The sequence below is a fragment of the Dactylosporangium sp. NPDC049525 genome (assembly GCF_040676755.1).
Classification (GTDB): Bacteria; Actinomycetota; Actinomycetes; order Mycobacteriales; family Micromonosporaceae; genus Dactylosporangium.
This window is the reverse complement of record NZ_JBFAPO010000024.1, coordinates 26986-49866: the sequence shown is the minus strand read 5'-3', so window position 1 is coordinate 49866 and position 22881 is coordinate 26986. Positions and strand designations below refer to the sequence as shown.

The window sequence follows — 22881 nt, the reverse complement described above, 5'->3', positions numbered from 1 at the left end:
CCGTCATGCTGCCCCACCGGCGGCCGGTTCAGCCGGGAGTTTCCGGAGCCGGCGGGCCTGCCGCCGGCGCGCTACTGGAAGACGATGGCGTGGCCGCCGGCGATGCTGGCCCGGCACGCCTCGTGCAGGGTCAGCCACACCGACGCCTCGACCATGAACGGGTCGGTCTCCGGCAGGTCGCCGACCCGCCGCGCCTCGTCGTCGGAGAGCTCGCCGCCGTCGAGCGTGATGCCGAGCGCCGGCGCGCAGCCGCGCAGCTCGTCGAGGAGTCCCTGGCTGGAGCCGACCATCCCGCCGCCGGCGACGCCCGCGTCCGACGGCAGGAACAGCGGCTCGTCGAACGCGACCGGCACGTAGTAGCCCTCGCAGTCGGAGTGGCACAGCAGGTGCGAGTCCAGCATCGACGCCTCGTCGTCGATGGCGTCGCGGTCCCGGGACGTCATCCCGCGTTCGCCGCGCGGGGTGATCGGCAGGTCCTGCCGGTCCAGCGCGTAGACCCGGCGCAGCTCGTGCAGCCACGAGTACGGGAAACCCAGCAGCGGCGCCCGGCTCGTGTGCACCGGCGGCGCGTCAGGCTCCCGCCACTGCACGCCAGTGCCGGCGAGCGCGGCGCTCAGCCCGTCGAGCTCCTCGCGCAGGTCCGCCGTCTCCTCCTCGTCGGTCTCGCCTGCGAGCACTCCGACGGTAATCTCAAGACCCATGCGCGAAGGGTACGAGACGCTGCTTTTGCTGGCCGAGCACCCCGCGCTGCCCGCCGGCGACGTCGACGCCCTCATCGACGCGGCGGACCCTCAGGTCCTGCCAGTGCTAGCCCGGCGGCCGGACCTGACCGCCGAACAGGTCGCGGCGCTCGCCGCGGTTGGGGACCGCGCGGTGTTCCTGGCCCTCGTCGAGTCCGGGAACCTGCCGGCGGCCCGGGTGCCGCGCGACGACCCGCAGGCGCTGCTGGCCGGGATCGAGCGCGCCGACGCCCCCACGGATTGGCTGGAGCTGCTCGCGTCCTGGCCGGATCCGCTGGTACGCAAGGCGCTGGCCGAGCACGCATCGCAGCGCCCGGACATCGCCCGGATCGTGGCGGGCGACGTGGACTGTTCGGTCGCCGCGACCGTCGCCCCGCTGGATGCGGTGCAGGACGACGTCCTGCCGGCGCTCTTCGCAAGGACCGAGGCCTGCCTCCGGGTCGCGCTCGCGGCGCGGCACGACGCGCCGGCGCACCTGCTGGCCGACCTCATCACCGGCGGCGGCAGCCCGGCGCTGCGCGGCTGCCCGCACCTGCCGGACCCGGCGGCGGCGCTGCGAGAGGTCCGGCTGGCCGCCGCCGGTAACCGGGCGACGCCCACGGAGGCGGTCGCGCCGTTCGCCGCCGACCCCGACGTCGCCATGGCCCGCGCGCTCGCCGGCCGGCGCGACCTGCCGCCCGGCAGCTACGAGCGGCTCGTGGAGATGGGGGATCCGTTGGTGACCGGGCGCGTCGCGGGCAACTCGGCGGCCCCCGACCACCTGCTCCGCCGGCTGTACGACACCGGCTGGCGGGACAACGTCCTGAACAACTGGCGCACCCCGCTGGACGTGCTGGTGCGGCACAGCCGCGCCGGTGACGGCTGGGTCGCCACCGACTACCACCCCGACATCGACGGGCTGCGGGTCCTCGCCGCCGACCCCGACCCGAAGGTCCGGTTCGTCGCCGCCGCCAGCCACCGCCTGCCCGAGGACCTGCGGGCGGCGTTGATCGACGACCCGGACCTGGACGTGACCCGCCGCGCCGTCAGCGGCAGTGACGTGCCGGCCGAGGACGTCCGCCGCGCCGCGGCCCGGTGGGGGCCGCCGATATTCACCGCGCTGGCCGCCCACCCGTCGGCGCCGCCGGACCTGCTGCACACCATCGCCACCCACCCGGACAGTCCGGCCGGCGCGGTCGAGGGCGTCGCGTGGCAGGAGACCGCGTCTCCCGCCACGCTCGAGGCCTGCCTGCGGGTCCCGTCAGCGGCGGTCTGCCTGGCCGGCAACCCGTCGACGCCGCCGGCCATCCTCGCCGGCCTCGTCTCCCATCCCGACCCGCAGGTGCGCACGGAACTCGCCCGCAACCCGGCCCTGTCCTCGCGGACCGTCCACGAGCTGCTGGCTCACCCCCGCACCGTCTTGACCGACAGCTTCGGGTCCGACGCGATCGACGACTCCGAGTAGCGGCAGTCGCGCAGCTGCTTGTTCTTGTACAGCAGCGTCTGGTCGGTGTAGTTCGGCGAGGCGGGGTCGCCCGACTCGCTGAACGTCAGGATGCACCGCGCCGACGGCCCCGACGACGTGTACGCGAGCGTCAGCAGGAAGCTGGTGCCGTAGTTCACGACGTAGCCGCGGTCGGTCAGGTCGCTGCCTTCCACGAACGTGCCGGGGTTCATGAACGGCTCGCGGGACGAGCCCGGGAACGGTTCGTACTGCGCCATGTTGGCGATGCCGACGTTCTCCGTCGAGCCGGGCACCGGGATGCGCTGGCCCGCCTTCACCGTGTACTGCACCGCCTGCAGCTGCACGTTCAGCGGCAGGCCCACGGCCCGCATCCGCAGCATCGCGCTGGCGAGGCCAGTGAGCAGCGGCGCGGGGTTGGCGGGTGCGCCCCGCGGGGTGCGGCCCGGGTTGGCGGGGTCGAACGGCACGCCGAACAGCGGACCGGCGGCGGTGAGCGCGTCGGGGTACGCCGCGAGGACCGCGCCGATCGTCTCCCGCCACAGGACCGCGCCGCGGCTCTGCAGCTCGAACAGCCGGTCCCAGCCGGCGAGGGCGGAACAGCCGGCGCTGACGTCGACCGCGGTCCCGTTGACGTACACGGGGCGGGTGCCCTGCGCGCGGCAGGCCGTGACCACGTAGCCGGCGAGCTCGGCGGCGGTCAGCGAGTCGCCGGACAGGATCGCGGTGCCCAGGCCAGTCAGGTCGAACCGGCTGGTGCCGTTGATCAGTCGCAGGTTCTGCCGCGAGCGCGCCGACAGCGGCGTACCCTCGCCACCCTGCAACGGCGAGAACCCGGTCAGGAACTGGTTCTGGTTGGGCACCCAATGGCTGTCGTTGGCGTTGAACACGTAGTCACGGCGCTGCAGTTGCGGCTGCTGGGCGAAGGGGATCAGGCCCGGCGAGCGCGCACCCGGCTGCACGACCCAGGCGTTGGCGCTGTTGCTGCCGTCCAGCGCGCCGAGCGGATGCGCCGCCCACTCCGCGATCGAGGCGGCGGACAGGTTCGGCGTCGGCGACGAGTCGGTGTACCAGGCGTTGCCGGCGGAGTCGGTGGCGATCGTGTTGACCCATGGGATGCCCTGGTCACGGCCGATCGAGGCGCGCAGGCCGGCGACGTCGGTGGCGCGGGCCATGTTCAGCCAGACCCGCATCAGCCGGTCGTTGTCGATGTTGGCGTCGCGGTACGTGTACGCCGTCGTGGTGCTCCACCCGAACGCCGGGTCGATGGCGGACAGGTCCAGGACCGGGCCGTAGCGGGTGAACCACATGGTGCGGGTGACGTTCTGCTGGCCGACCCGGACCGTCACCTGCTTGGACGTCATCGCCTCGGGGCGGCCGTCGACGTAATACGTGGTCGGCGAGCCGGGGACCAGGTCGACGGAGTAGAACGTGAACCGCGAGCCCTCCGCGATGGTGTGCGTCCACGCGACCTTGTCACTGAACCCGATCTGCACGCCGGGCAGCCCGCCGAGGCTGGCGCCGTAGATGTTGAGGTTGCCGGGCACGGTCAGCTGCGACTCCCAGAAGCGCAGCTCACCCTCCCACGGGAAGTGCGGGTTGCCGACGAGCATGCCCTTGCCGGTCTGGGTCTTGTCCGCGCCGAGCGCCCACCCGTTGCTGGACAGCGCCCGCTGCTCCTGCAGGCCCTTGATCCCGTCGGTGGTCACGGCCGCCCCGATCGGCAGTGCGCCGTCCAGGCTCGCCGGCGGTGCGGCGCTGGCGATCGGGCCGAGCAGGGCGTCACCGCTGGCCAGGATCGCGATGTTGCGCTGGTACGCCAGCACGTCGACGGCGCTGATCGGCGCGATCCATGGCTGCCCGGCGCACCAGCCGGGCACCCTGGCCGCGCCGGTGGCGGCGAGGAACGCGTTGTAGCCGCGCACGTAGCCGTTGAGGACGTCGCGCTCCTCGGGCTGCAGCCGGGTCAGCTGGTCGCGGGCACGGTCGACCAGGCCGAGCGACTGGTACGCGAAGTCGGTCGCCAGGTTGACGCCGTCGGGTCCGGGGCCGAACCACCGCGACCGCTCGCTGCGGACCTTGACGATCTGGTCGGCGAGGTCGCAGAACCGGTCCTCGGCGTAGGCCCACGCCTGCCCGAAGGCGGCGTTGCCGACGCTGGTGGCCAGCACGTGCGGGACCCCGTAGCTGGTGCGCCTGATCACGGCGGCGTAGGTGCCGGAGGCGACGGTCTCGCCGTGGGCCGCGCCGGCGGCTACGCCGACGACCCCGGGGGCCAGCAGGACTGCTGCCGATAACAGTGTGACGATCCGACGGGCGCGAGGCACGGCTCCTCCGAAGTGACGCAGCGGACTGATGGCGGTTCAAATCCGTTGAACCCTGGTCGCATTCACCATGTGCAAGAAAGGCGTTTCGGTGACCAATTCGGCTATTACGCATCGACGGGCGCAGCAGTGCCCGCCAGGTGCGCAGCTGTGGCGGGCGCAACCCGTGGAGTCACCATATTGCACTCGGTGACCTTTGTACTACAGGCAATTGACCATTAATCATATTCGATCTTGAATGGTGATCAAATACCGTCGGATTGGTATTTGCCGCGCGCCGGGCGCTACGAATTCCCGCCCGGGGTCACACCGATCCACCGGACGGACCGCCCGGCCCGCGCCGTGGGGTTGAGGGGCGGATCCAGGCCGCTTCGCGCTCCGGGTCGCCGGTGGCGGGCACGCGAAGCCGGCGGCCGCGCCGCTCGTGCTCAGCGCGCCGCCGGCGCCGCGGCCCGCAGCCGGTCGCGGTCGCCGCGCACCGGCCGTTCGCTGCTGTCAGTCGTCTCGTTCGCTGCTGTCAGTCGTCTCGTTCGCTGCTGTCAGTCGTCTCGTTCGCTGCTGTCAGTCGTCGAGCTCGACGCCCTTGGCGTTGGCGAGCTCGACCACCTTGCGGGCCTGGTCGGCGTCAGTGGTGACGGGAGCGAGCAGCTTCGACAGCGCCTCGAGCGCGGCCCGGTCCGTCCCGTACGCGCAGAACATCCCGGCCTCGGGGTCGTAGGAGAACCGCCCGTCCAGCGCCGGCGCCTCGGTGCTGACGAGCAGCCGCGCGACCCCCGCCCAGAAGTACCCGTTGGGCTCGTGCCCGAGGCCTTCGATGACGTCGTCGACGCCGGTGGTCCCGGCGTTGAGCAGCAGCGAGTACTTGCCCGGCGACGTCTCGATCAGCTTCAGCGCGGTCATGGACGGATCTTGACACCCCCCGGCCACGAACAGCAAACCGCCGTGCAGTTGTGCGTGCAATAGTCCTCACTGTGCCGTTGGACGAGCTTCCGGCCTGGTTGCCGGCCTGGTGCCTGGACCAGCTGGGCGGCGAACCCACCGAGGTGCTGTTCCGGTCGGAACAGATCTCGATGGTGTTCGGTCTCCGGTTGACGAACGCGACGGAGGCCGTGGTCAAGGCACGCGCGGATGACGGCCGGGCCGTGTCGTGCGTCGCGGCGCAGGCCCGGTTGGCCGAGCGCGGGTTTCCGTGTGCCCGGCCGCTCACGCCGGTGGTCGGTGCCGGTTCGCTGGCCGTGCACGCCGAGCAGCTCCGGCCCGGCGGCGACGTGGTCCACGGGGACTCGCCGGACGTGGCGGTGCGCTATGCGAAGGTGTTCGCCCGGCTGATGGCCGAACTGGCCGGCGTGACCGTCCCGCCGCCGCTGCCGAATCCGCGCTGGGTGCGCTGGGACCACAGTGACCCTGGGCTCTGGCCGGCGATCGACGTCCTCGACGACCTGGATCAGAGCGCCGTGCCCGCGTACGTCGTCGACACGGCCGAGCGCGCCCGCCGGCGGCTCCTGGCCGCCGCCCTGCCGTGCGTCCTGGGCCACGCCGACTTCGAGGCGCAGAACCTCCGGTGGCACGGCCGGGACGTGTGGACGGTGCACGACTGGGACAGCCTGGCGTGGCAACCGGAGGCGGCGCTGGTGGGCGCGGCGAGCGGGGTGTTCGCCAGAGGCACCGGGCAGCCCACGCTCGCGCCGATCGAGAGTTCCGAGGCGTTCCTGGTCGCCTATCAGGGCGCTCGCGGGCGGGCGTTCACGGCGGTGGAGCAGGAGGTCGCGTGGGCGGCCAGCTTGTGGCCGGCAGCGCACAACGCCCGCTGGGAAGTCCTGCACGGCCAGCCCACGGTCTGCGGCGACGCACTGCGCGCACAGGCCGCGCAACGCCTGCGCCGAGCCGGCCTACGAGCAGACGAATAAGCATTCAGGGAGGGATCCTGCCGAGGCAGGTCAGAAGAGCTCGGCGAGCATGGCAGCGGCGCGGGCGGCACCGTCGTCGGGCACCGGCCGGTAGGTGACCGGGCGGTCGATCTCCTCCGCGATCGCCGCCGCGAGGGCGTCGGGGGTCAGGGTGTCGTAGTCCATCCGCCGGCCCGCGCCGTGGCGGCGGAGCCGGTGGGTGACGTGGAACTGCTGCTCGAAATGGTTGCGCAGCGGCACGTAGATGAACGGCCGGCCCGCCGCGGTCAGCTCCATGCAGGTCGTCAGGCCGCCCTGCACCACCGCGAGGTCGCACGCCGCGAGGTGCCGGTCCAGCGACGGCACATACGGCAGGACCTCCAGCCCCGCCGGGGCCGGCACCGACGCCGGGTCGATGCGCGGGCCGGTGACCAGGATCATCCGCAGCCCGGGGACCCGCCTGGCCGCCTCGGGGAACGCGGCGGCGACGAGCCGGAGCAGGTGACCGCCGACGCCCGACCCACCGACGGTGACCACGCAGACCCGCTCGTCGTCGCGATACCCGAGCGCGGCGCGTACCGCAGCCCGCGCCCCGGCCGCCGTGCCGACCGCGCCGACCGCGCTGGACGTGCCGAACGCGCCGAACCCGCCGCCCGCGCCGGACGCACTGGACGCGCCGGACGGGCCGAACGCGCCGCCCGCGCCGGACGTGCCGCCCGCGCCGGAGGGGCCGGACGCGCCGGAGGGGCCGGACGCGCCGGAGGGGCCGGACAGGCCGAGTGGATCGGTGCCGGTGACGTAGCCGGCGAAGTCGTAGTGCTCCGAGGTCCAGTCGCGGATGCGGGGCAGGTCGGGGCCGAACCGCTCGTCCACCACGTCGTCGGGGTCGCCGACGAAGATGGACCGGTCGCGCAGCCGTGGATAGCGGGCGATGTGGCCGATCATCTCCGCGTTGTAGTCGGCGGCGACGAGGGCCTCCCGTTCGCCGCCGGACGGCATCGGCAGGAACCCGACGAAGTCGGTGAGCCATGCGTACGCGGACCGCTTCAACTCAGGGTTCTCGTGCAGGAAGTGGTCGACGTCCCAGGCCTCGTCGCCGACGACCAGGTCATAGCGCTCCTGGGCGAGCAGGTCGTGGAAGACCATGAAGTTGGCGACGAGGATCTCGTCCATCCGCCGCAGCGCCTCGAAGCAGTGCAGGTCGTGCTCGCCGGACTCGCTCTCCACGTGCGCGGACTCGTTGGCCAGGAACCGGCTCGCGGGGTGGACCCGCTCACCGGCGTCGGCGAGCATGCGGGTGACGGGATCCTGGGTGAGCCAGTCGATCTGGACGCCGGGCCGCAGCTCGCGCAGCTTCGCGGCGATGGCGAGGTCGCGCCGGGCGTGGCCGAGGCCGATCGGCGAGGACAGGTAGAGCACCCGCTGCGGCCGGGACTGCCAGCGGCTCCACACCGTGCGCGCCGGCGCCGGCGGCCGGAACCGGTCGGCGAAGCCGCGCACGAGCAGGTTGACCTGGACGGGGTCGCGGGCGATCGGGATGTGCCCGCCGCCCTCGAGGACGACCAGGTCGCCGCCGGTGAGCTCGGCGAGCGCCTCGCTGCGGGCGAGCGGGACGACCCGGTCGGCGCTGCCGTGCAGGATCAGCAGCGGGCTGGTCAGCCGGGCGCACCAGGACTCGAGCGTGTCGCGGTCGGGCCGGTCCGCCTGGCTCTCGACGTCCAGGACGGCGCCGGTGGTCTCCATGGCCCAGCCGACGCCGTCCTCGACCGCCTTCGTCGAGTGCGGCTCGCTGAAGCACTGGCCCATGAAGAACCAGGCGAAGTCGTCGTGGTGCGTCTGCCAATAGCGGCGGTTGTACTTGCGCCAATGGCTCACCGGGTCGCTGCCGAGCCGCGGCACCGACGACGGCGGCAGGTCCGGTGCGGGCGGGTCGTCCAGGCCGCCGGAGGCGGCGCGGGCCTGCCCGGGCGGGGTGAGCGCGATCGAGGCGCCGATCGCGACCGTGCCGTGGACCCGCCCGGGATGCTCGGCGGCGAGCTCGAGCGCCCAGTTGACGGCGCGGGACAACCCCACGACGACGGCCTTGTCGGTGCCGGTCGCGTCGAGCACCGCGAGGGCATAGGCGACCTGGGCCGCCTGCCCATATGCCTGCGGTGTCGACGGCCGGTCGGAGCGCCCGTTGCCCGGGCCGTCGTAGCTGACGACGCGGAAGTGCCGGGCGAGATACGGCAGCTGCATCTTCCAGATCCGCTTGTGGACGAGCGTCCACGTCGGCAGCAGCAGGATGGTGGGGCCGTCGCTCCCGTGCACCTCGAAGTGAATCTTGACGCCGTCGTGCTCGATGAAGCCCTCGGTGTCCGCCAGCCGCGCCCGCATCTCCCCCGCCCTCCCTCGATCCTCCGGTCAGTGCCCGTGCACGCGTTGCTTCAGCGCACCGGGCGCGGCACGAAGCGCGGGACCCGCCGCAGGTAGTCCTCGTAGGGCTCGCCGAGCTGTGCCCGCAGGTCGTGCTCCTCGAGCCGGACTCCCACCATGATGTAGCCGGTCCCGGCGACGACGAACACCAACCGGCCGACGCTGAGGTCCGGCGCCGCCCAGAACGCGATCAGGAAGCCGACCATCAGCGGGTGCCGCACCAACCGGTAGACCCATGGCTCCCGGAAACCGGGCTCCGCGTACTGCCGGTCGCGGGCCCGGTCGAGAACCTGCCGCAGACCGAAGAGGTCGAAGTGCCCGACGGCGAAGGTGCTGAACACCAGGACGACCCAACCCAGCGCATAGACGACCCACAGCACGCCACGCGCCCAGTCCGGGCCGACCGACCACACGGTGGCGGGCAGCGGCTGCCACTGCCACAGCAGCAGGACGAGCACGGCCGTGGATGCCAGGACATAGGTGCTGCGCTCGATCGCGGGCGGCACGAGCCGGGTCCACCACCGCTTGAACCAGGGGCGCGCCATGACGCTGTGCTGCGCCGCGAACAGGGTCAGCAGCGCGGCGTCGACGAGCAGCGCCCGCCACGCCGGGCCGGTCGCGCCGTCGTCGACCCCCTTGGGCACGGCGACGCCGGCCAGGAACCCGATCGTGTAAAGCAGAGCCGCGAGGAAGGCCAGATAGGCCGTCGCGCCGTAGACGAGGACCAGCGCCTTGCGGATCATGTGCGAGACACCTCCCTTGTTCGGTCGACCGACCGATTGGAAGCACGGTAACATTCGGTCGATCGACCGACAAGCGCGTGTCGGGCAACCGGCAGAAGGGTCGGGCAACCGGCAGAAGGGAGGCGACGGTGAACACCGCCGGCCGCATCATCGAGGCCGCCAGGACGTGCCTGCTCGCCGACGGCTACGCCGCGCTGTCCACCCGCCGCGTCGCCGAGCAGGCCGGCGTGCCGCTGAGCCAGATCCACTACCACTTCGGCGGGAAGCAGGGCGTCATCCTCGCGCTGCTCGACCATGAGAACCAGCAGCTCGTCGAGCGCCAGGTCCGCATGTATGGCGCCGAGACGCCGCTGTGGAAGCGCTATGAGCAGGCGTGCGACTTCCTCGACGACGACCTCGCCTCCGGCTACGTGCGGGTGCTGCAGGAGATGATCGCGGCGGGCTGGTCCGACCCGCAGGTCGCCGCCCGGGTGACCTCGATGCTGCAGGCGTGGTTCTTCGTCCTCATCCAGGTCGCCACCGAGGCGGAGGAGCGCTTCGGCTCGCTCGGCCCGATGCGCCCCGCCGACGTCGCCGGCCTCATCGGGCTGGCGTTCCTCGGCGGTGAGGCCGTCATCCTCCTCGGCGGTGACACCGACGACGACTGGAGTCCCCGGGTCCGCGCCTGGCTGCGCAGCGTCGGCGACCTGATCCGCCATTTCGAGGAGCACTGACCGGACCCAGAGCAGCACCGACCCAGACCAGCACTGAGTCAGACCAGCACCGACCCAGTGCAGCGCTGAATGCGCCCGCCGCCCGTGTCCGCCAGCCGTCACGTGATCCGCACGACCGTGTCGCGATCCAGACCCAGCACCGCGATCCGGCGCCCGAGCGTCGATGCTGTGGCCGTGCCAACCTCCCGCCTCACCCGCGCCATTGGTGTCCTCCTGACCATCGCCGCACTGACCCTGCCCGGCGCCGCCCCCGCCGGCGCCGAACCACCGACCCGCGGGCCGGACTGCCCCGAGACCCGGGCGCAGCTGGCCGGCCAGCACATCACCACGCTCAAGGGCCTGCCCGACCTCACCTGCGCCGACCTGCACGACGCCATCCTGGACGGCCTCGACCTGGGTCAGGCCGACCTGGCCGGCGTCGACGCGCACGGCGCCTCGTTCCGCAACGCCGACCTCGTCCAGGCCACCCTCACCGGCGCCAACCTGCGCGGCGCCCACTTCGACGGCGCCGACCTCACCCAGGCCGAAGTCGACACCGTCGACGCCCGCGACGCGTCGTTCGCCGACGCCGACCTCGGCCAGGCCGACCTGTCCCGGTCCGACCTGCGGGGCGCCGACTTCACCGGCGCGTCCCTGATCCAGACCGAGTTCGTGAAGGCGGACCTGCGCGGCGCGCGCACCGTCTTCGCCGTGGCCATCCAGGCCGACGCGTCCGACGCCAAGGTGGACACCTTGAACCTGGGCACGTTCCAGCTGCCGCTGCTCGCCGTCCTGATCGGCGTGGCCCTGCTCGTGAAGTCCCTCATCGACGTCGCCCGCGGCCGCACCCCCGGCACGAGGGGCCTGCACCGCGGCCTGTCCCGGCTCGGCGTCTACGCCGCCGTCAACCTGCTGGCCTGGCTCGTCGTCGGCATCCAGCTGCTGCCGCTGATGTACATCACGGTCCTCTACCCGCTGCTCATCGGCGCGCTGTTGGTCTACCTGTCCGGTGTCGTGCGCGGATACCGGCCGGCGCGGTTCGGCCCGACCGGCCCGAACCCGTCCCGGGTAGGCATCACCATCCACTGAAGCACGGAAACTGGGCGGGCCAAGCGCGGGTCAGGCGTACACCGGCAGCGACGTCGGCCCGTGCACGGTCGGGTCGTGGTCACGCCACGACAGGACGGTGTCCCGCAGGGTCAGCGCCGGGAACGCCGACAGCAGCGCGTCCAGGGCCGCGTACGTGGTGAGCCGGGTCAGCGCCGCGCCCGGGCAGTAGTGCGGGCCCAGCCCGAAGGACAGGTGCGGGTTCGGCGCGCGGCGGACGTCGAGGGTGTCGGGGTCGCGGAAGCGGGCCGGGTCACGGTTCGCGGCGCCGACCATCGCGACGACCTCGGCGCCCGCCGGGATCCGGGTGCCGGCCACGGTGACGTCGTGGCCGGCCCGGCGCAGCACCCCGAGCACCGGCGGGTCGTAGCGGGCGACCTCCTGCACCGCGCCTGCCAGCAGCGTGCGGTCCCGGCGCAGCGCGGCCCACAGACCGGGCTGCCGCAGCAGCGCGCGGACCGCGTTGGCGATCAGGTTCTGGGTGGTCTCCACCCCCGCGAACAGCAGCATCAGGCTGTGCGCCCCGATCAGGTCGCGGTCGGCACCCCAGGCCGCGTGCAGCGCCGCCGGTACCGGCGCAGACGGCGCACTGGCGACCCGCAAAGCCGAGGTCGCCGCGACCATGGCGGCGAGGCCGGCGCGGCGGGCGGCCGGGTCGCGGGCGTTCGCCGCCGCGTGCTCGAGGATGCGGGCGCGGGCCAGGAACCCGTCGGTCTCCGGTCCCGGCGCGCACAGCAGGTCCGCGATCACCTGCGCCGCAAGCGGATGCGCGACGTCCGCCACGACGTCGAACCCGGCCGCGGGCAGGGCGGCGACCAGCGCGCGGGCCACGGCGTCGACGCGGGCCGCCAGGCCGGCGACGGCGCGCGCGGACAGCGCCCGGGTCAGCGGCGCCCGCCGGGCGGTGTGCTCCGGCGGGTCGAGGAAGAACAGCCACCGGGCGGACCAGTCGGTGAAGCCGGCGAGGGCGTCCCGGTCGCGGGGCAGCACCTGCGGCACGACGGCGGAGGAGAACGTGCCGGTGTCGTGCAGCACGGCCACGACGTCCTCGTACCGCGTCACAACGAAGCGCCGCAGCCGCCCGCTCCAGAACACGGGCGTGGTCGCGCGGAGCCGGGCGAACGCCGGGTACGGGTCGGCCGCGTATTCGGGCCCGAACGGGTCGCCGCCGGTCATCGTCCCGGCTGCGCCAGCAGCGCGTCGACCGCTTCGACGGCGGTCGCCAGCCGCTGGTGGTAGTCGCCGCGGATCGGCACGTACGGGCGGCCGAGCCGGGTCAGCTCCGCCACGCAGCAGGCGTGGAACGCGGCCCGCTCGGCCGTGGCGCCGCCGAACGGCTGGTCCGGCTCGGTCAGCAGGTACAGCTCGGCGGTCGGTGTCTCGCTCGCGGCGCGGAGCCAGTCGGGCGCGGCCTCGTACAGCCGCTCGCTCCACAGCCGGACCGCCAGCAGGTCGGTGTCGCAGATCAGGACCCGGCTGGCGCGCCGGGCCAGGAGGTCCTCGGCGGTCTGCTGCGCGTGCGCGACCCTGGACACGTCGGCGGCGTGCAGCACCGGCAGCGTGGCGGCCTGCTCGGGCACGCGGACCGTGCCGTAGTGCTCGGCGAGGCGGCTCGACAGCAGCGTCTTGCCGGTGGACTCCGGCCCGATCACGCACACCCGCCGCACGTACCAGGCGCGCACCGGCGGCGGCAGGAACCGTTCCCACGCCCACGGGTCGGCGCGGATCTTCGTGCCGGAGACGCGGACGGCGTACCGGTCGACGGGCATGAACACTGCGCCCAGCAGATGGGCGAGCGGCCCGCCGTAGTCCTCGCCGGCGAACAGGTAGCCGGGGTCGGCGTGGGCGCGGATCTGCTCCGTCCAGTGCCGCACGCTCTCGTCGCGGGTCGGGGCGCCGGGCAGGTCCTCGACCGGCACCACGGTCACGTCCGGGAACAGCTCGGTGAGCCAGTCGCGGCGGACCGGGAACGGCACCGGGTCGGCCGCGCCGACGCGGACGAAGACGTGCACCCGAGCCGCGAACGCGCGGGCGTACTCGATCAGGTAGCGGTGTCCATCGTGGACGGGCAGGAACCGGCCGAGGACCACGCCGCCGTGGTCGCCGCCGTCGCCGCCGGGTCGCGGCTCGAACTGCTTCGGCGAGAACCCGGCGAGCCGGCCGGCGCGGGCCCAGGCCGCGGCGGCGTCGCGCTCCTCGTCGGTCCGCGGCTCGTCGTCGTAGTACGCGAAGCTCGACCCGTACCACGCGATCGGCGGCGGAGGCACGATGATGGTCACCGCCGAAGAATACTGAGGGAGGTCCCGTGGACGCCTTCGCCGGGTATCTCGCGTCGCTGGTGGGTTCGTGGGAGGCCCTCGCGGCGCCGCACGCCGACGCGTCGGTGGTGCGCGGCGAGGGGTTCGTCGCGGCCCGGTTCCCGAGCCATCCCGTGCTGTGCAACGCGATCCTGCTGGATCCGGCCGCCCTGCCGTCGATCGCGGGCGGGTACGGCGCCGGTGCGTCCTACGCGGTCTGGTCCGCGGACGACGCGACGGCCGCGGCGCTTGCCGGCGCCGGGTGGCGGCGCGACGAGACGACCGTGCCGATGCGGTGCGACCTGCGCGGCCTGCGACCGGATCCCGGTGCCGGCGACGTGACGGTGGACGCCGACCCCGGCGTGGTCGCCGGCATCACCGGGGTCGACGAGGCGCTGGTGCGCGGCGTGCCGGGGTTGCGGGCGTTCGCCTCGGCCGGGCGCGAGTCGTGTGCGGTGCTGATCCCCGTCGGCACGGACGTGAACGTGTCGTTCGTGGCAACGGTGCCCGGTGCCCGGCGGCGGGGGCTGGCCCGGTCGGTGCTGCGCCGGGCGCTGCGCGAGGCGGCCGAAGGCGGGTTCGCCACGGCGAGTCTGCAGTCGACGCCGATGGCGGAGCCGCTGTACGCGGCCGAGGGTTTCGTCCCGGTCGGCGCCTGGCAGGAGTGGCTGCCACGGTCATGACCAGGCGAGCCCGGCGCGGTGCCGCCAGTACACCTCCGGCGTCTCGGCCTCCGGCAGCGGCCCGGGGTCGCGCACGTCCAGGGCCCGCAGGTTGGCAGCCAGTTGCGCCGTGGTCGCGGCGCCGGACAGCACGACACCCGCCCACGGCTGGCCCAGCGCGGCCGCGATGACGGCCGCGTCGGTGCCGGCGAGCCGCCCGTTGGCCAGGGACTCCTTGACGATGACGGTGCGGCCGTCGGCGTGCGCCTCGGCGAGGGCGGGCCCGGCCGACGGCTCCAAGGGATTCCAGGTCGCCTGCACGGTGCGGAACAGCGGCTCGCCGCCGACCTCGACGCGCAGCGCGGCGCGGATGGCGTCGGCCTGCCGCGGCCCGCTGGTCGACAGCCCGACGGTGACGCCACGGGCGGCGAGGTCCGCGAGCCGGCGGTGCAGGGCCCGGTCGGTCAGCGCGGTGCTGTCCGGTGTGACGGAGTGGATCTGGTACAGGTCGAGCCGGTCACCGAGCAGTTCCCAGGTCTCGGCGAGCTGCCGGTCGAACGTGGCCACGCTGTGGTCCTTGGCCTCGTGCACCGGCGCGTCGATCCGCCACCCGGCGGTGTAGGTGTATCCCCACTTGGAGCCGACGACGACGTCGCGCCGGTCGCCGAGCCAGCCGGCCAGGAACTCCTCGGCCAGCCCGTAGGAGCGGGCCACGTCGACGTAGCGCACCCCTGCGGCGTAGGCGGCGTCGAGCAGCTCGTGGCTGCGGGCCCGCAGCGCCTCCACCGACCGGTCCTCCGGCAGGTCCCGCCCGCGCCCCAGGTTGATGTACCCGGGCCGGCCGACGGCGGCGAGCCCGAGCCCGATGCGGTGCACCGGCACACCGAGGTCCAGCCGATCGAATGCCATCGCCCGATCCTAAGGCGTGCCGGTCAGCCGATGACCCGGATCTCCTGGCCGCGGTCCCACCCGCTGACGCTCGCGTCCCGTTGCCGCGCGGTCAGCTCGGCGCGGTCCCAGCCGCCGCCGGGGGTACGGGTGGCCGCGGACCCTTCGCGGAGGTCGCCGAGCCTGCGCAGGGACGGGTGCCGTTGCACCAGCGCGCCGAGGTGGGTGACGCACAGGTCGTCGGCGTCGTGGCCGCGGTCGTCGAGGACGTCGAAGGCGCCTTCGTCGAACAGCACCAGCGCCGGGTCGCGGGTGCCGTCGAGGACCGACCGGGCGGTGAGCGCCCAGCTGTCCGCCTCGGTCGGCAGCGGGAAGTCGTCGCCGAACTCGCCGAGCAGCCGCCAGCCGCCGGCCGGGTGCCGGTCGACGGGGAGCCACGTGAACGCCTGGCGGGTGCGGCTGCTCGCCGTGGCCTGCTCGTCCCAGGGCCAGCGGCCGGCGGCGTCGGGCCAGACGAGTTGCTGGAACGGCACCGGCTGGCCCCGGTAGAACCGGTGCGCGGTGCCGAAGAACGCGTCGCGCCACGACTCGTCGACGGGGCGCAGCTGGGTGGGGAACCCGTCGATGACGCCGGTGAACGGCACCTCGGCGGCCGGCAGGCCGGCGGCGCGGATGTGCGCGACGCAGCCGTTCAGCCAGTCCTGCATGTTGTCGCCGTTGAGGCCGAACATCGCCAGCTCCGGCAGGCGGAACGTATGCCAGAGGCCGACCGTGTATGCGAAGTCGACGCCGGCGGGGACCCAGACCGCGGACCAGCCGTGCCGCGCGACGGTGGACAGGATGTCCGCATCGGTGCCGGGCGGCATACCCGTGCAGATCAGGCAGCCGCAGGGTTGGTCGTCCACCTCGCGAGGATAGCGTCAGGCCTGCCGGCGGCGGCGCCGCAGCAGCGTGACCACGCCGGCGGCGACGGCGACGAGGGCAACCGCGCCGATCGCGAGCACGGTCGGCCAGATCGAGTACGTGCCGGTCGGCTGGGCGACGGGGATCGCGGACTGGCCCGGCGCCGTGGGCGGGGGTGTGGCGTGCAGCTCGGCCGCCTCCTCCGGCGTGACGAGGTGACCGACGGACGTCGCGGCGGGCAGCGCGAACCCCCAGTCGAGCAGCATCGCGCCCTGCTTCCAGGCGCGGGCCGGCACGATCTCGGCGCCCATGACGGTGACGACGAGCCGCCGGCCGCCGCGCTGCGCGCCGCCGACGTAGGTGTGGCGGGCCTCGTCGGTGAAGCCGGTCTTGCCGCCGATGGCACCGTCGTACATGGTGAGCAGTTTGTTCTCGTTCTGGATCTGGAAGCCCTTCGGGTCCTTCGGCGGCTGCGCCGGCCACTGGAAGACCGGGGTGGTGTCGTACTTGAGGAAGTCGGGCCGGGCGAAGTCGGCGCGGGCGATGAGCGCCAGGTCGTAGGCGCTGGTGAGCTGGTCCGGGGCGTCCAGGCCGGACGGGGTGACCGCGTGGGTGTCGTCGGCGCCGAGCCGGTGCGCCTCGGCGTTCATCGCCGCGACGGTCGCGGCGACCCCGCCGTCACCGCCGGCCACGCGGGCCAGGGCGTTGGCGGTGTCGTTGCCCGACTGGAGCAGCAGCCCGAGCCACAGCGTCGAGACGGGGTACTTCCCGCCGAGGATCATGCCGACGGCGGAACTGTCCTTGGGCAGGGCGAGGTCCTCGGCGGTGCACTCCACGACCAGCGCCGGGTCGAGCTTCGGCAGCGCGGTCGCGGCGAGCAGCAGCTTCTGCACGCTGGCCGGGCGGCGGCGCAGGTGCGGTGCGCAGGCGCCGAGGACCTCGCCGGTGTCGAGGTCGGCGACGACCCAGGACATCGCCGACAGCGTCGGCGGCGCCGCGGTCCCGGCCGCCACGGCGAGGCCGGTGGTGCCGAGCTGCCCGCCCCCGACGGCCTTGACGGTGGGGTCGAGCACCGGCGACGCGGGCGTCGGCGGGATGGTGGCGATGCTGGCGTAGGGGCACGGCACCACCGGCGCCGGGCTGCTCGAAGGGCTCACCACCGGCGCCGGCCACGCCATCAGGCCCGCGCTCACCACCGCGGCCACCAGTCCTGTCGCTCCCATGGCGGCGAGAGTAGCCGTTGCGGGCCGCTGCGGTCGCACCCTGGTACACAAGGGGTCGGCGACACGGGGGAGGATCGGTATGACAGGGTTCGACACGGCGGCCGCGCTGCGGGGACGGCTGGACGAGCGGGCCGCGGTGTGGGAGTTCCTGCGCCTGTTCGCCGCCGCCTGGGACCTGCCGGTCTCGCCGGCGGCGGCACCCGAGCGGCCCGGGCTGCGGGTGCCGGAGGCGCTGCGGGAGGCCTACGCGTGCGGCACGCCGCTCGACCCGCGCGGCGTGTCCGTCGAGGACGGGATCCTGGTGTTCCACTGGGCGGACCCGCTGGTGACCGAGACGGCATGGGGCATCCCGCCGCATGGCGCGGACCTGCCCGACCCGCCGGTCGTCATCGACACCGGGTCGGGCTGGCGGCCGTACGTCGACCGGCTCTCCCTCGCCTGCGTCGACTTCGCGCTCACCGCCGCCCTCGACCACCCGGACGCGCCGGCGAACGCGTGCGAGCTGGCGCCGGAGCAGGTGCCGGCGGCGGTGGCGGGCCTGGACCGGGTGCCGCTGCCGGACCTGCCGATGTGGGCGGAGCTGGAGGAGTCGCCGGTGCGCTGGTACTCCACCCCCGGTGGGCTGCTGCGCACCCACGGCGACGGCTGGGTGTGGCTGTGGGTCCGCGCCCAGACGGCCGCGGGCCTCGAGGCGATCTGCGCGACGATGCCGGAAACCCGTTGGAGCCAGTGAGCGGCGGCCGGGCATGGTCGGTCGATGAAGCCGCGGGCCGCGCTGCTGGCGTCTACGGCGTCGCCGCCACCCTTGCGGGAGCAGCGAGGCGGGTCAGGGGCCGGTCGGGGCCAGCCGGGCGGCGTGCGCAGCGAGGACGTCGACCGCGGTGGCGACCGCGGGGCGGGCCGCGGCGCTGTCCCGCCACAGCGCGAAGACCCGGCGGGTGGGTTGCGGGTCGATCGGCACGATGCGCACCGACGCCGGCACCGGGTCCCGGCCGAGCCGCGGGATCACCGCGGCGCCGAGGCCGGCGGCGACCAGCGCCAGCTGGGTCGAGTGCTCCGAGGCGGTGTGCCGGATCCGGGCCTGGGCGCCGTGCCGGCGCAGGGTGGCGGCGAGCCAGTCGTGGCAGATCTGGCCGGTGCTCCAGCCGATCCAGTCGTCGCCGGCGAGGTCGGTGACGGCGACGGCGGCCCGACCCGCGAGGGGGTGCGCGGCGGGCAGCGCGACGTCGAACGGGTCGTCGAGCAGGTGCCGCCGGGACAGCCCGTCGGGGACGGCGAGCACGTCGTCGGACCAGTCCTGCACGACGGCGACGTCGAGGTGGCCGCGGCGCAGCGCGGCGACGGCGGCGTCGGGCTCCAGCTCCGACAGCGACGCGTCCAGGTCGGGGCAGCGGGTCCGCAGCTCCGCCAGGGCGCCGGGCAACAGCCCCCGGGCCGCGGTCGCGAACGCGGCCACCGCGAGCGGCCCGGCGACGACACCGCGGTGCCCGGCCAGGCCCGCCTCGACCCGCTCGACGAGCGTCAGCACCTCCGCGGCGCTGCGGGCCAGGACGGCGCCGGCCTCGGTGACGCGGACGCCGCGGCCCTGCCGCTCGACGAGGTGCTGGCCGACCTCCCGCTCGAGCCGGGCGAGCTGCTGCGAGACGGCCGACGTGGTGACGTGCAACGCGGCCGCGGCGCCGCCGACGGACCCGGTGGTCCACACGGTGTGCAGGACACGCAGCCGCTCCAGGTTCAACACCGTAGCGATGCTACGCGATCCGGCCCACAACCTGTCACTTGTTCTAATGCATCGCGGGCCGCAGGGTGGAGTCCATGGAGACCACGACCTTCACGATCGGCGGCGACATGCCGGTGCACCGGCTCGGGTTCGGCGCCATGCGGCTCACCGGCCGCCCCGCGTCCCTGGAACGCGCCGCGGCGACGGCGATCGCCCGCCGGGCCGTCGAGCTCGGCGTCACCCTCATCGACACCGCCGACTCCTACGACTTCGGCGCCAACGAGGAACTGCTCGCGGAGGCGCTGCACCCGCTCCGCGACGACGTCGTCATCGCCACGAAAGGCGGCCAGATCAACCTCGGCCGGGACTGGATCCCGCTCGGCCGGCCGGAATACCTGCGCCAGCAGGCGGAGCTCAGCCTGCGCCGGCTCAGGGTCGAGCGGATCGACCTGTACCAGCTGCATCGCGTCGACCCGACGGTGCCGCTCGCCGACCAGATCGGTGCGCTGCGGCGGCTGCGGGACGAGGGGAAGGTCCGGCACATCGGGTTGTCGGAGGTCACCGTGGAGCAGCTCGTCGAGGCGTCCCGGATCGCCCCGATCGCGAGCGTGCAGAACCGGTACAACCTCACCGACCGCAGATCAGAGGCCGTCCTGGCGCACTGCGAGCGGCACGGGATCGCGTTCCTGCCGTGGCTGCCGGTCGCGCCGCTCACCGGCGCCGGCACCACCGACGCAGTCACCCGGGTCGCGGCCCGGCACGGCGTCACCACGACCCAGGTCGCGCTGGCCTGGCTGCTGCACCACTCCCCCGCCGTCCTGCCGATCCCCGGCACGTCCCGGCTCGCCCACCTGGAGGAGAACGTCGCCGCGGCCGCCGTCGCGCTCGACGCCGCGGACCTCGCCGAGCTGGCCGCGTGACGCTCACCGGCACGGTCATGCCAGCGGCGGCGCACACCGCCGCGCCGGTAGCATGGCCGCCGTGGCAGGCGCCGAGGTTCGGGTCGGGATCGGTGTGTTCGTGTTCCGCGACGGCAGATTCCTGATGGGGCAGCGCCGCGGCGCGCACGGCGCCGGCACCTGGTCGGTCCCCGGCGGCCACCTCGAGTTCGGCGAGTCGTTCGAGGACACCGCGATCCGTGAGGTCGCGGAGGAGACCGGCGTCCACATCACCAACGTCCGGTTCGGCGCCGTCACCAACGACATCTTCACCGACGAGGACCGGCACTACGTCACCGTCTGGATGCTCAGCGACCACGTGTCCGGCGAGCCGGCGATCCTCGAGCCCGACAAGTGCGTCAGCCTCGGCTGGTATGACTTCGACACCCTCCCCGAGCCCCTCTTCCTGCCCTGGCGGCAGCTGCTGCGCTCCCCGCTGTTCGACGCCGTCCGGAAGTCCGCCGGTTTTCCTGCCGAGCCGCCGCCGCACGCCGATGAGCCTCAGGAGTGCCCGATGGCGTAGCCCGTTCAGGAGGCTCGGCGACATGAACATGCTCCGACGGACCCGGGTCGCGACGCGGCTGGCGGTCGGGTTCCTGATCGTCTCCCTGTGCGTGGTGGCCATCTGGTTGACGGCGTTGTCGTCGGCCGACGGCACCCGCACGACCGCGTCCAGCTTGTCCGACGCGCAGGCGGAGCTCGACGCGGCGCAGCAGCTGAAGTTCCGCAGCACCGATGTCCTGGGCTGGCAGGCCGGCTACGCGTTCGACATCGTCCGCGGCGCCGACGACGCGGCCGCGGACACCGCACCGTCCCGGTCGGCGTTCCTCGCGGCGATGGACAGCTTCAGCGACGAGGTCGACGCGATGGCGGCGCTGCCACTGACCGACGGCCAGCAGGCGGACGTCCGCGCGATCCGGGCCGCCTTCACCGACTTCCTCGACCTCGACAACCGGGTCATCGCCGCCTACCGGGCGGGCACACCGGCGCAGACGTCCGAGGCGAACGACATCGTCGCCGGGCAGGCGCTGGACGTCTACCAGACGATCAGCGACGGCGTGGACGACCTGCTCGCCGTCGCGCGGCAGAAGTCCGCGGCCGCGCAACGCGCCGCGCAGCATTCGGCGAGCACCACGAACCGGACCGCGACCATCGCCGGCAGCGCGGCCCTGCTGCTGTCGATCGTGCTCGCCGTCGCGCTGTCGCTGTCCATCATCAGGCCGCTGCGCGCGATCGGCGACCGGCTCGCCGACATCGCCGACGGCGACGGGGACCTGACCCGGCGCCTGGACGTCGCCGGCGACGACGAGTTCACCTCAGTCAGCCGGTCGTTCAACACGTTCGTCGCGAAGATCGGCGACACCGTCCGCGCCATCGGCGGATCGGCCGCGACCGTCGCCGAGGCCAGCGCCAGGCTCACCGACACGTCGACCAGCATCATGGCCGGCGCGCAGCAGACGTCGGACCGTTCGGGGCTCATCGTCGCCTCCGCGGACGAGGTGTCGGACACGGTCCGCACCGTGGCGCACGGCGCCGCGCAGATGAGCGTCTCCATCCAGCAGATCGCCGGCACCGCCGCCGAGGCGGCCAGGATCGGCAGCCAGACCACCGAGCTGACGCAGGCGACCTTCGAGATGATCGGCCGGCTCGCCTCGTCCAGCGGCGAGATCGGCAACGTGGTCAAGGCGATCACCGCCATCGCCGCGCAGACGAACCTCCTCGCCCTCAACGCGACCATCGAGGCCGCCCGTGCCGGGGAGGCGGGCAAGGGCTTCGCCGTCGTCGCCGGCGAGGTCAAGCAGCTGGCGCAGGAGACCGGCCGGGCCACCGAGGACATCACCGCGAAGGTGCTGAGCATCCAGCAGGACACCGCGGCCGCCACCGACGCGATCAACCAGATCGTCGAGATCACCGGCCGGCTCGGCGACTACCAGAACACCATCGCCACCGCCGTGGAGGAACAGACCGCGACGACCGACGAGATCAGCCGCAACATCACGCAGGCGGCGGCGAGCTCCGCCGACATCGCCGCGAACATCGCCGGGATCTCCGCCGCGGCGCAGAGCACCACCGGCGGCGTCCAGGACACCCGCACCGCCGCCCACGAACTGTCCGCGATGAGCCAGGACCTGCACGAGCTGGTGGGCCAGTTCCGGGTGTGAACCGGATCGCGTGTATCGCGGGCGTATCCGAAATCGCATACGCCCCTGCAACGGCCGCCCGGCTGCAATGAGGGCATGACCCACAGCCCATCCCCGTCAGCGCCGCCCCGCCGTGCGCACCTGACCGTGCTCGTCGGCCTGGTGGCCATCGGCCTGGCGGGCGCGGTGTTCGCCGTGCGGCGGCCGCTCATGATGTCCGCTCCGACGTGCCTGGCCGGGCGGTGGCACGGCTGCCTCGACACGGAGAACGGGGTGCTGCTCGTGACGCTGGCCGGGTTGCCGCTGGCCGCCGCGGTGGGGTGGGCCCTGGCGCGCCGCCGGCAGGCCGCCGGCGTCACCTCGGCGTGGCGGATGTCGCTGGCCGAGGTCGGCATGGTCTACGGGACGGTGCCGTTCGTGTGGATGACGATGATGCCGGGCCCGGGCGCCGGCATCGTCCCGGGGCGGGTCAGCCTGGTCCCGCTGCGGGACCTCGTCACGATGGGCACGCTCGGCATTGCCGGCAACCTGCTGATCCTCGCGGCGCTGGGGTTCTTCGCGCCGATGCGGTTCGCCTCGCTGGCGTCCGTGCCGCGGATCCTGGCGCTCTGCGCGGGTTGCTCGGTCCTGGTCGAAACCGCGCAGTACGTCTTCCAGCTGGACCGGGTGTCGTCGGTGGACGACGTGCTGGTCAACGCGGCCGGTGGCGTGCTGGCCGCGCTGGCGTCGCGCCGCTGGTGGCGCACTCCAGGCTCATAGGC

21 protein-coding genes are annotated in these 22881 nt (G+C 73.7%); 10 read left to right on the top strand and 11 right to left on the bottom strand.

Annotation, left to right across the window (positions count from 1 at the left end; genetic code table 11):
* Positions 1-71 precede the first annotated feature (71 nt).
* Complete coding sequence (locus AB0K00_RS30090; protein ID WP_363526831.1) at positions 72-701, bottom strand: hypothetical protein; 630 nt, start codon at positions 699-701, stop codon at positions 72-74.
* On the opposite strand from AB0K00_RS30090, the gene AB0K00_RS30085 reads away from it, so the two are divergent.
* Complete coding sequence (locus AB0K00_RS30085; protein ID WP_363526829.1) at positions 700-2184, top strand: hypothetical protein; 1485 nt, start codon at positions 700-702, stop codon at positions 2182-2184. The genes AB0K00_RS30090 and AB0K00_RS30085 overlap by 2 nt on opposite strands.
* Here the strand turns inward: AB0K00_RS30085 and AB0K00_RS30080 are convergent.
* Both AB0K00_RS30080 and AB0K00_RS30075 read right to left on the bottom strand, forming a co-directional pair.
* Positions 2124-4508: a penicillin acylase family protein gene (locus tag AB0K00_RS30080; RefSeq protein ID WP_363526826.1), complete on the bottom strand. Its 2385-nt coding sequence runs from the start codon at positions 4506-4508 to the stop codon at positions 2124-2126. The genes AB0K00_RS30085 and AB0K00_RS30080 overlap by 61 nt on opposite strands.
* A gap of 558 nt (positions 4509-5066) precedes the next feature.
* Entirely contained in the window at positions 5067-5405 is a 339-nt protein-coding gene (locus tag AB0K00_RS30075) for an Imm51 family immunity protein (protein WP_363526823.1), read from the bottom strand.
* Between the two features lie 77 nt (positions 5406-5482).
* Between AB0K00_RS30075 and AB0K00_RS30070 the strand changes: the two genes are divergently transcribed.
* Positions 5483-6412 (top strand): hypothetical protein, encoded by a 930-nt coding sequence (locus AB0K00_RS30070; RefSeq protein WP_363526820.1) that lies wholly within the window; start codon positions 5483-5485, stop codon positions 6410-6412.
* A gap of 30 nt (positions 6413-6442) precedes the next feature.
* Here the strand turns inward: AB0K00_RS30070 and AB0K00_RS30065 are convergent, their stop codons facing one another.
* Both AB0K00_RS30065 and mddA read right to left on the bottom strand, forming a co-directional pair.
* Complete coding sequence (locus AB0K00_RS30065; protein ID WP_363526817.1) at positions 6443-8767, bottom strand: alpha/beta fold hydrolase; 2325 nt, start codon at positions 8765-8767, stop codon at positions 6443-6445.
* A 50-nt stretch (positions 8768-8817) separates the two neighbouring features.
* Complete coding sequence (mddA, locus tag AB0K00_RS30060) at positions 8818-9549, bottom strand: methanethiol S-methyltransferase (RefSeq protein ID WP_363526815.1); 732 nt, start codon at positions 9547-9549, stop codon at positions 8818-8820.
* 128 nt (positions 9550-9677) lie between these two features.
* Here mddA and AB0K00_RS30055 point away from each other — a divergent pair, with 128 nt between their 5' ends.
* Together AB0K00_RS30055 and AB0K00_RS30050 are read left to right on the top strand one after the other, a co-directional pair.
* Positions 9678-10262, top strand: coding sequence for a TetR/AcrR family transcriptional regulator (locus AB0K00_RS30055; protein ID WP_363526812.1), 585 nt, complete (start codon positions 9678-9680; stop codon positions 10260-10262).
* 174 nt (positions 10263-10436) lie between these two features.
* Positions 10437-11330, top strand: coding sequence for a pentapeptide repeat-containing protein (locus tag AB0K00_RS30050; RefSeq protein WP_363526809.1), 894 nt, complete (start codon positions 10437-10439; stop codon positions 11328-11330).
* Positions 11331-11360: 30 nt separating this feature from the next.
* Here the strand turns inward: AB0K00_RS30050 and AB0K00_RS30045 are convergent, their stop codons facing one another.
* The gene (locus AB0K00_RS30045) at positions 11361-12524 is read right to left on the bottom strand and encodes a cytochrome P450 (protein ID WP_363526806.1); all 1164 of its coding nucleotides are present in this window, start codon (positions 12522-12524) and stop codon (positions 11361-11363) included.
* A complete protein-coding gene (locus AB0K00_RS30040; protein ID WP_363526803.1) occupies positions 12521-13627 on the bottom strand; it encodes an AAA family ATPase in 1107 nt (368 codons plus the stop codon). Before AB0K00_RS30040 ends, AB0K00_RS30045 begins: the two co-directional genes overlap by 4 nt.
* 26 nt (positions 13628-13653) lie before the next feature.
* Between AB0K00_RS30040 and AB0K00_RS30035 the strand changes: the two genes are divergently transcribed.
* Positions 13654-14328: a GNAT family N-acetyltransferase gene (locus tag AB0K00_RS30035; protein ID WP_363526800.1), complete on the top strand. Its 675-nt coding sequence runs from the start codon at positions 13654-13656 to the stop codon at positions 14326-14328.
* Here the strand turns inward: AB0K00_RS30035 and AB0K00_RS30030 are convergent.
* From AB0K00_RS30030 to AB0K00_RS30020, 3 genes are read right to left on the bottom strand one after another with little or no spacing between them, the layout of a single operon-like run.
* Positions 14323-15216, bottom strand: a complete 894-nt coding sequence (locus tag AB0K00_RS30030) for an aldo/keto reductase (protein ID WP_363526797.1) — start codon at positions 15214-15216, stop codon at positions 14323-14325. The two genes, AB0K00_RS30035 and AB0K00_RS30030, sit on opposite strands and share 6 nt — an antisense overlap.
* Before the next feature lie 23 nt (positions 15217-15239).
* Entirely contained in the window at positions 15240-16100 is an 861-nt protein-coding gene (locus tag AB0K00_RS30025) for a DUF4262 domain-containing protein (RefSeq protein ID WP_363526795.1), read from the bottom strand.
* A 15-nt stretch (positions 16101-16115) separates the two neighbouring features.
* Positions 16116-17321 (bottom strand): D-alanyl-D-alanine carboxypeptidase family protein, encoded by a 1206-nt coding sequence (locus AB0K00_RS30020; protein WP_363526792.1) that lies wholly within the window; start codon positions 17319-17321, stop codon positions 16116-16118.
* Positions 17322-17400: 79 nt separating this feature from the next.
* On the opposite strand from AB0K00_RS30020, the gene AB0K00_RS30015 reads away from it, so the two are divergent.
* Complete coding sequence (locus tag AB0K00_RS30015) at positions 17401-18054, top strand: hypothetical protein (protein WP_363526789.1); 654 nt, start codon at positions 17401-17403, stop codon at positions 18052-18054.
* A 93-nt stretch (positions 18055-18147) separates the two neighbouring features.
* On the opposite strand, the gene AB0K00_RS30010 is transcribed toward AB0K00_RS30015, so the two are convergent.
* Positions 18148-19062, bottom strand: a complete 915-nt coding sequence (locus AB0K00_RS30010) for a LysR family transcriptional regulator (RefSeq protein WP_363526786.1) — start codon at positions 19060-19062, stop codon at positions 18148-18150.
* A gap of 74 nt (positions 19063-19136) precedes the next feature.
* Between AB0K00_RS30010 and AB0K00_RS30005 the strand changes: the two genes are divergently transcribed.
* From AB0K00_RS30005 to AB0K00_RS29990, 4 genes are all read left to right on the top strand, one after another.
* Positions 19137-19961, top strand: coding sequence for an aldo/keto reductase (locus tag AB0K00_RS30005; protein ID WP_363526783.1), 825 nt, complete (start codon positions 19137-19139; stop codon positions 19959-19961).
* 61 nt (positions 19962-20022) lie between these two features.
* Entirely contained in the window at positions 20023-20502 is a 480-nt protein-coding gene (locus AB0K00_RS30000) for an NUDIX hydrolase (RefSeq protein ID WP_363526780.1), read from the top strand.
* A 22-nt stretch (positions 20503-20524) separates the two neighbouring features.
* Complete coding sequence (locus AB0K00_RS29995) at positions 20525-22141, top strand: methyl-accepting chemotaxis protein (protein WP_363526777.1); 1617 nt, start codon at positions 20525-20527, stop codon at positions 22139-22141.
* Positions 22142-22216: 75 nt separating this feature from the next.
* On the top strand, positions 22217-22879 hold the full coding sequence (locus AB0K00_RS29990; protein WP_363526774.1) for a VanZ family protein: 663 nt from the start codon (positions 22217-22219) through the stop codon (positions 22877-22879).
* Positions 22880-22881: the final 2 nt, after the last annotated feature.

Excerpts from the sequence above, each read along its gene's own strand:
- AB0K00_RS30085 (WP_363526829.1), top strand. The coding sequence starts at position 700 with ATGCGCGAAGGGTACGAGACGCTGCTTTTGCTGGCCGAGCACCCCGCG.
- AB0K00_RS30090 (WP_363526831.1), bottom strand. The coding sequence starts at position 701 with ATGGGTCTTGAGATTACCGTCGGAGTGCTCGCAGGCGAGACCGACGAG.
- AB0K00_RS30075 (WP_363526823.1), bottom strand. The coding sequence starts at position 5,405 with ATGACCGCGCTGAAGCTGATCGAGACGTCGCCGGGCAAGTACTCGCTG.
- AB0K00_RS30065 (WP_363526817.1), bottom strand. The coding sequence starts at position 8,767 with ATGCGGGCGCGGCTGGCGGACACCGAGGGCTTCATCGAGCACGACGGC.
- mddA (WP_363526815.1), bottom strand. The coding sequence starts at position 9,549 with ATGATCCGCAAGGCGCTGGTCCTCGTCTACGGCGCGACGGCCTATCTG.
- AB0K00_RS30045 (WP_363526806.1), bottom strand. The coding sequence starts at position 12,524 with ATGACCGGCGGCGACCCGTTCGGGCCCGAATACGCGGCCGACCCGTAC.
- AB0K00_RS30030 (WP_363526797.1), bottom strand. The coding sequence starts at position 15,216 with ATGGCATTCGATCGGCTGGACCTCGGTGTGCCGGTGCACCGCATCGGG.
- AB0K00_RS30020 (WP_363526792.1), bottom strand. The coding sequence starts at position 17,321 with ATGGGAGCGACAGGACTGGTGGCCGCGGTGGTGAGCGCGGGCCTGATG.
- AB0K00_RS30015 (WP_363526789.1), top strand. The coding sequence starts at position 17,401 with ATGACAGGGTTCGACACGGCGGCCGCGCTGCGGGGACGGCTGGACGAG.
- AB0K00_RS30005 (WP_363526783.1), top strand. The coding sequence starts at position 19,137 with ATGGAGACCACGACCTTCACGATCGGCGGCGACATGCCGGTGCACCGG.
- AB0K00_RS29995 (WP_363526777.1), top strand. The coding sequence starts at position 20,525 with ATGAACATGCTCCGACGGACCCGGGTCGCGACGCGGCTGGCGGTCGGG.
- AB0K00_RS29990 (WP_363526774.1), top strand. The coding sequence starts at position 22,217 with ATGACCCACAGCCCATCCCCGTCAGCGCCGCCCCGCCGTGCGCACCTG.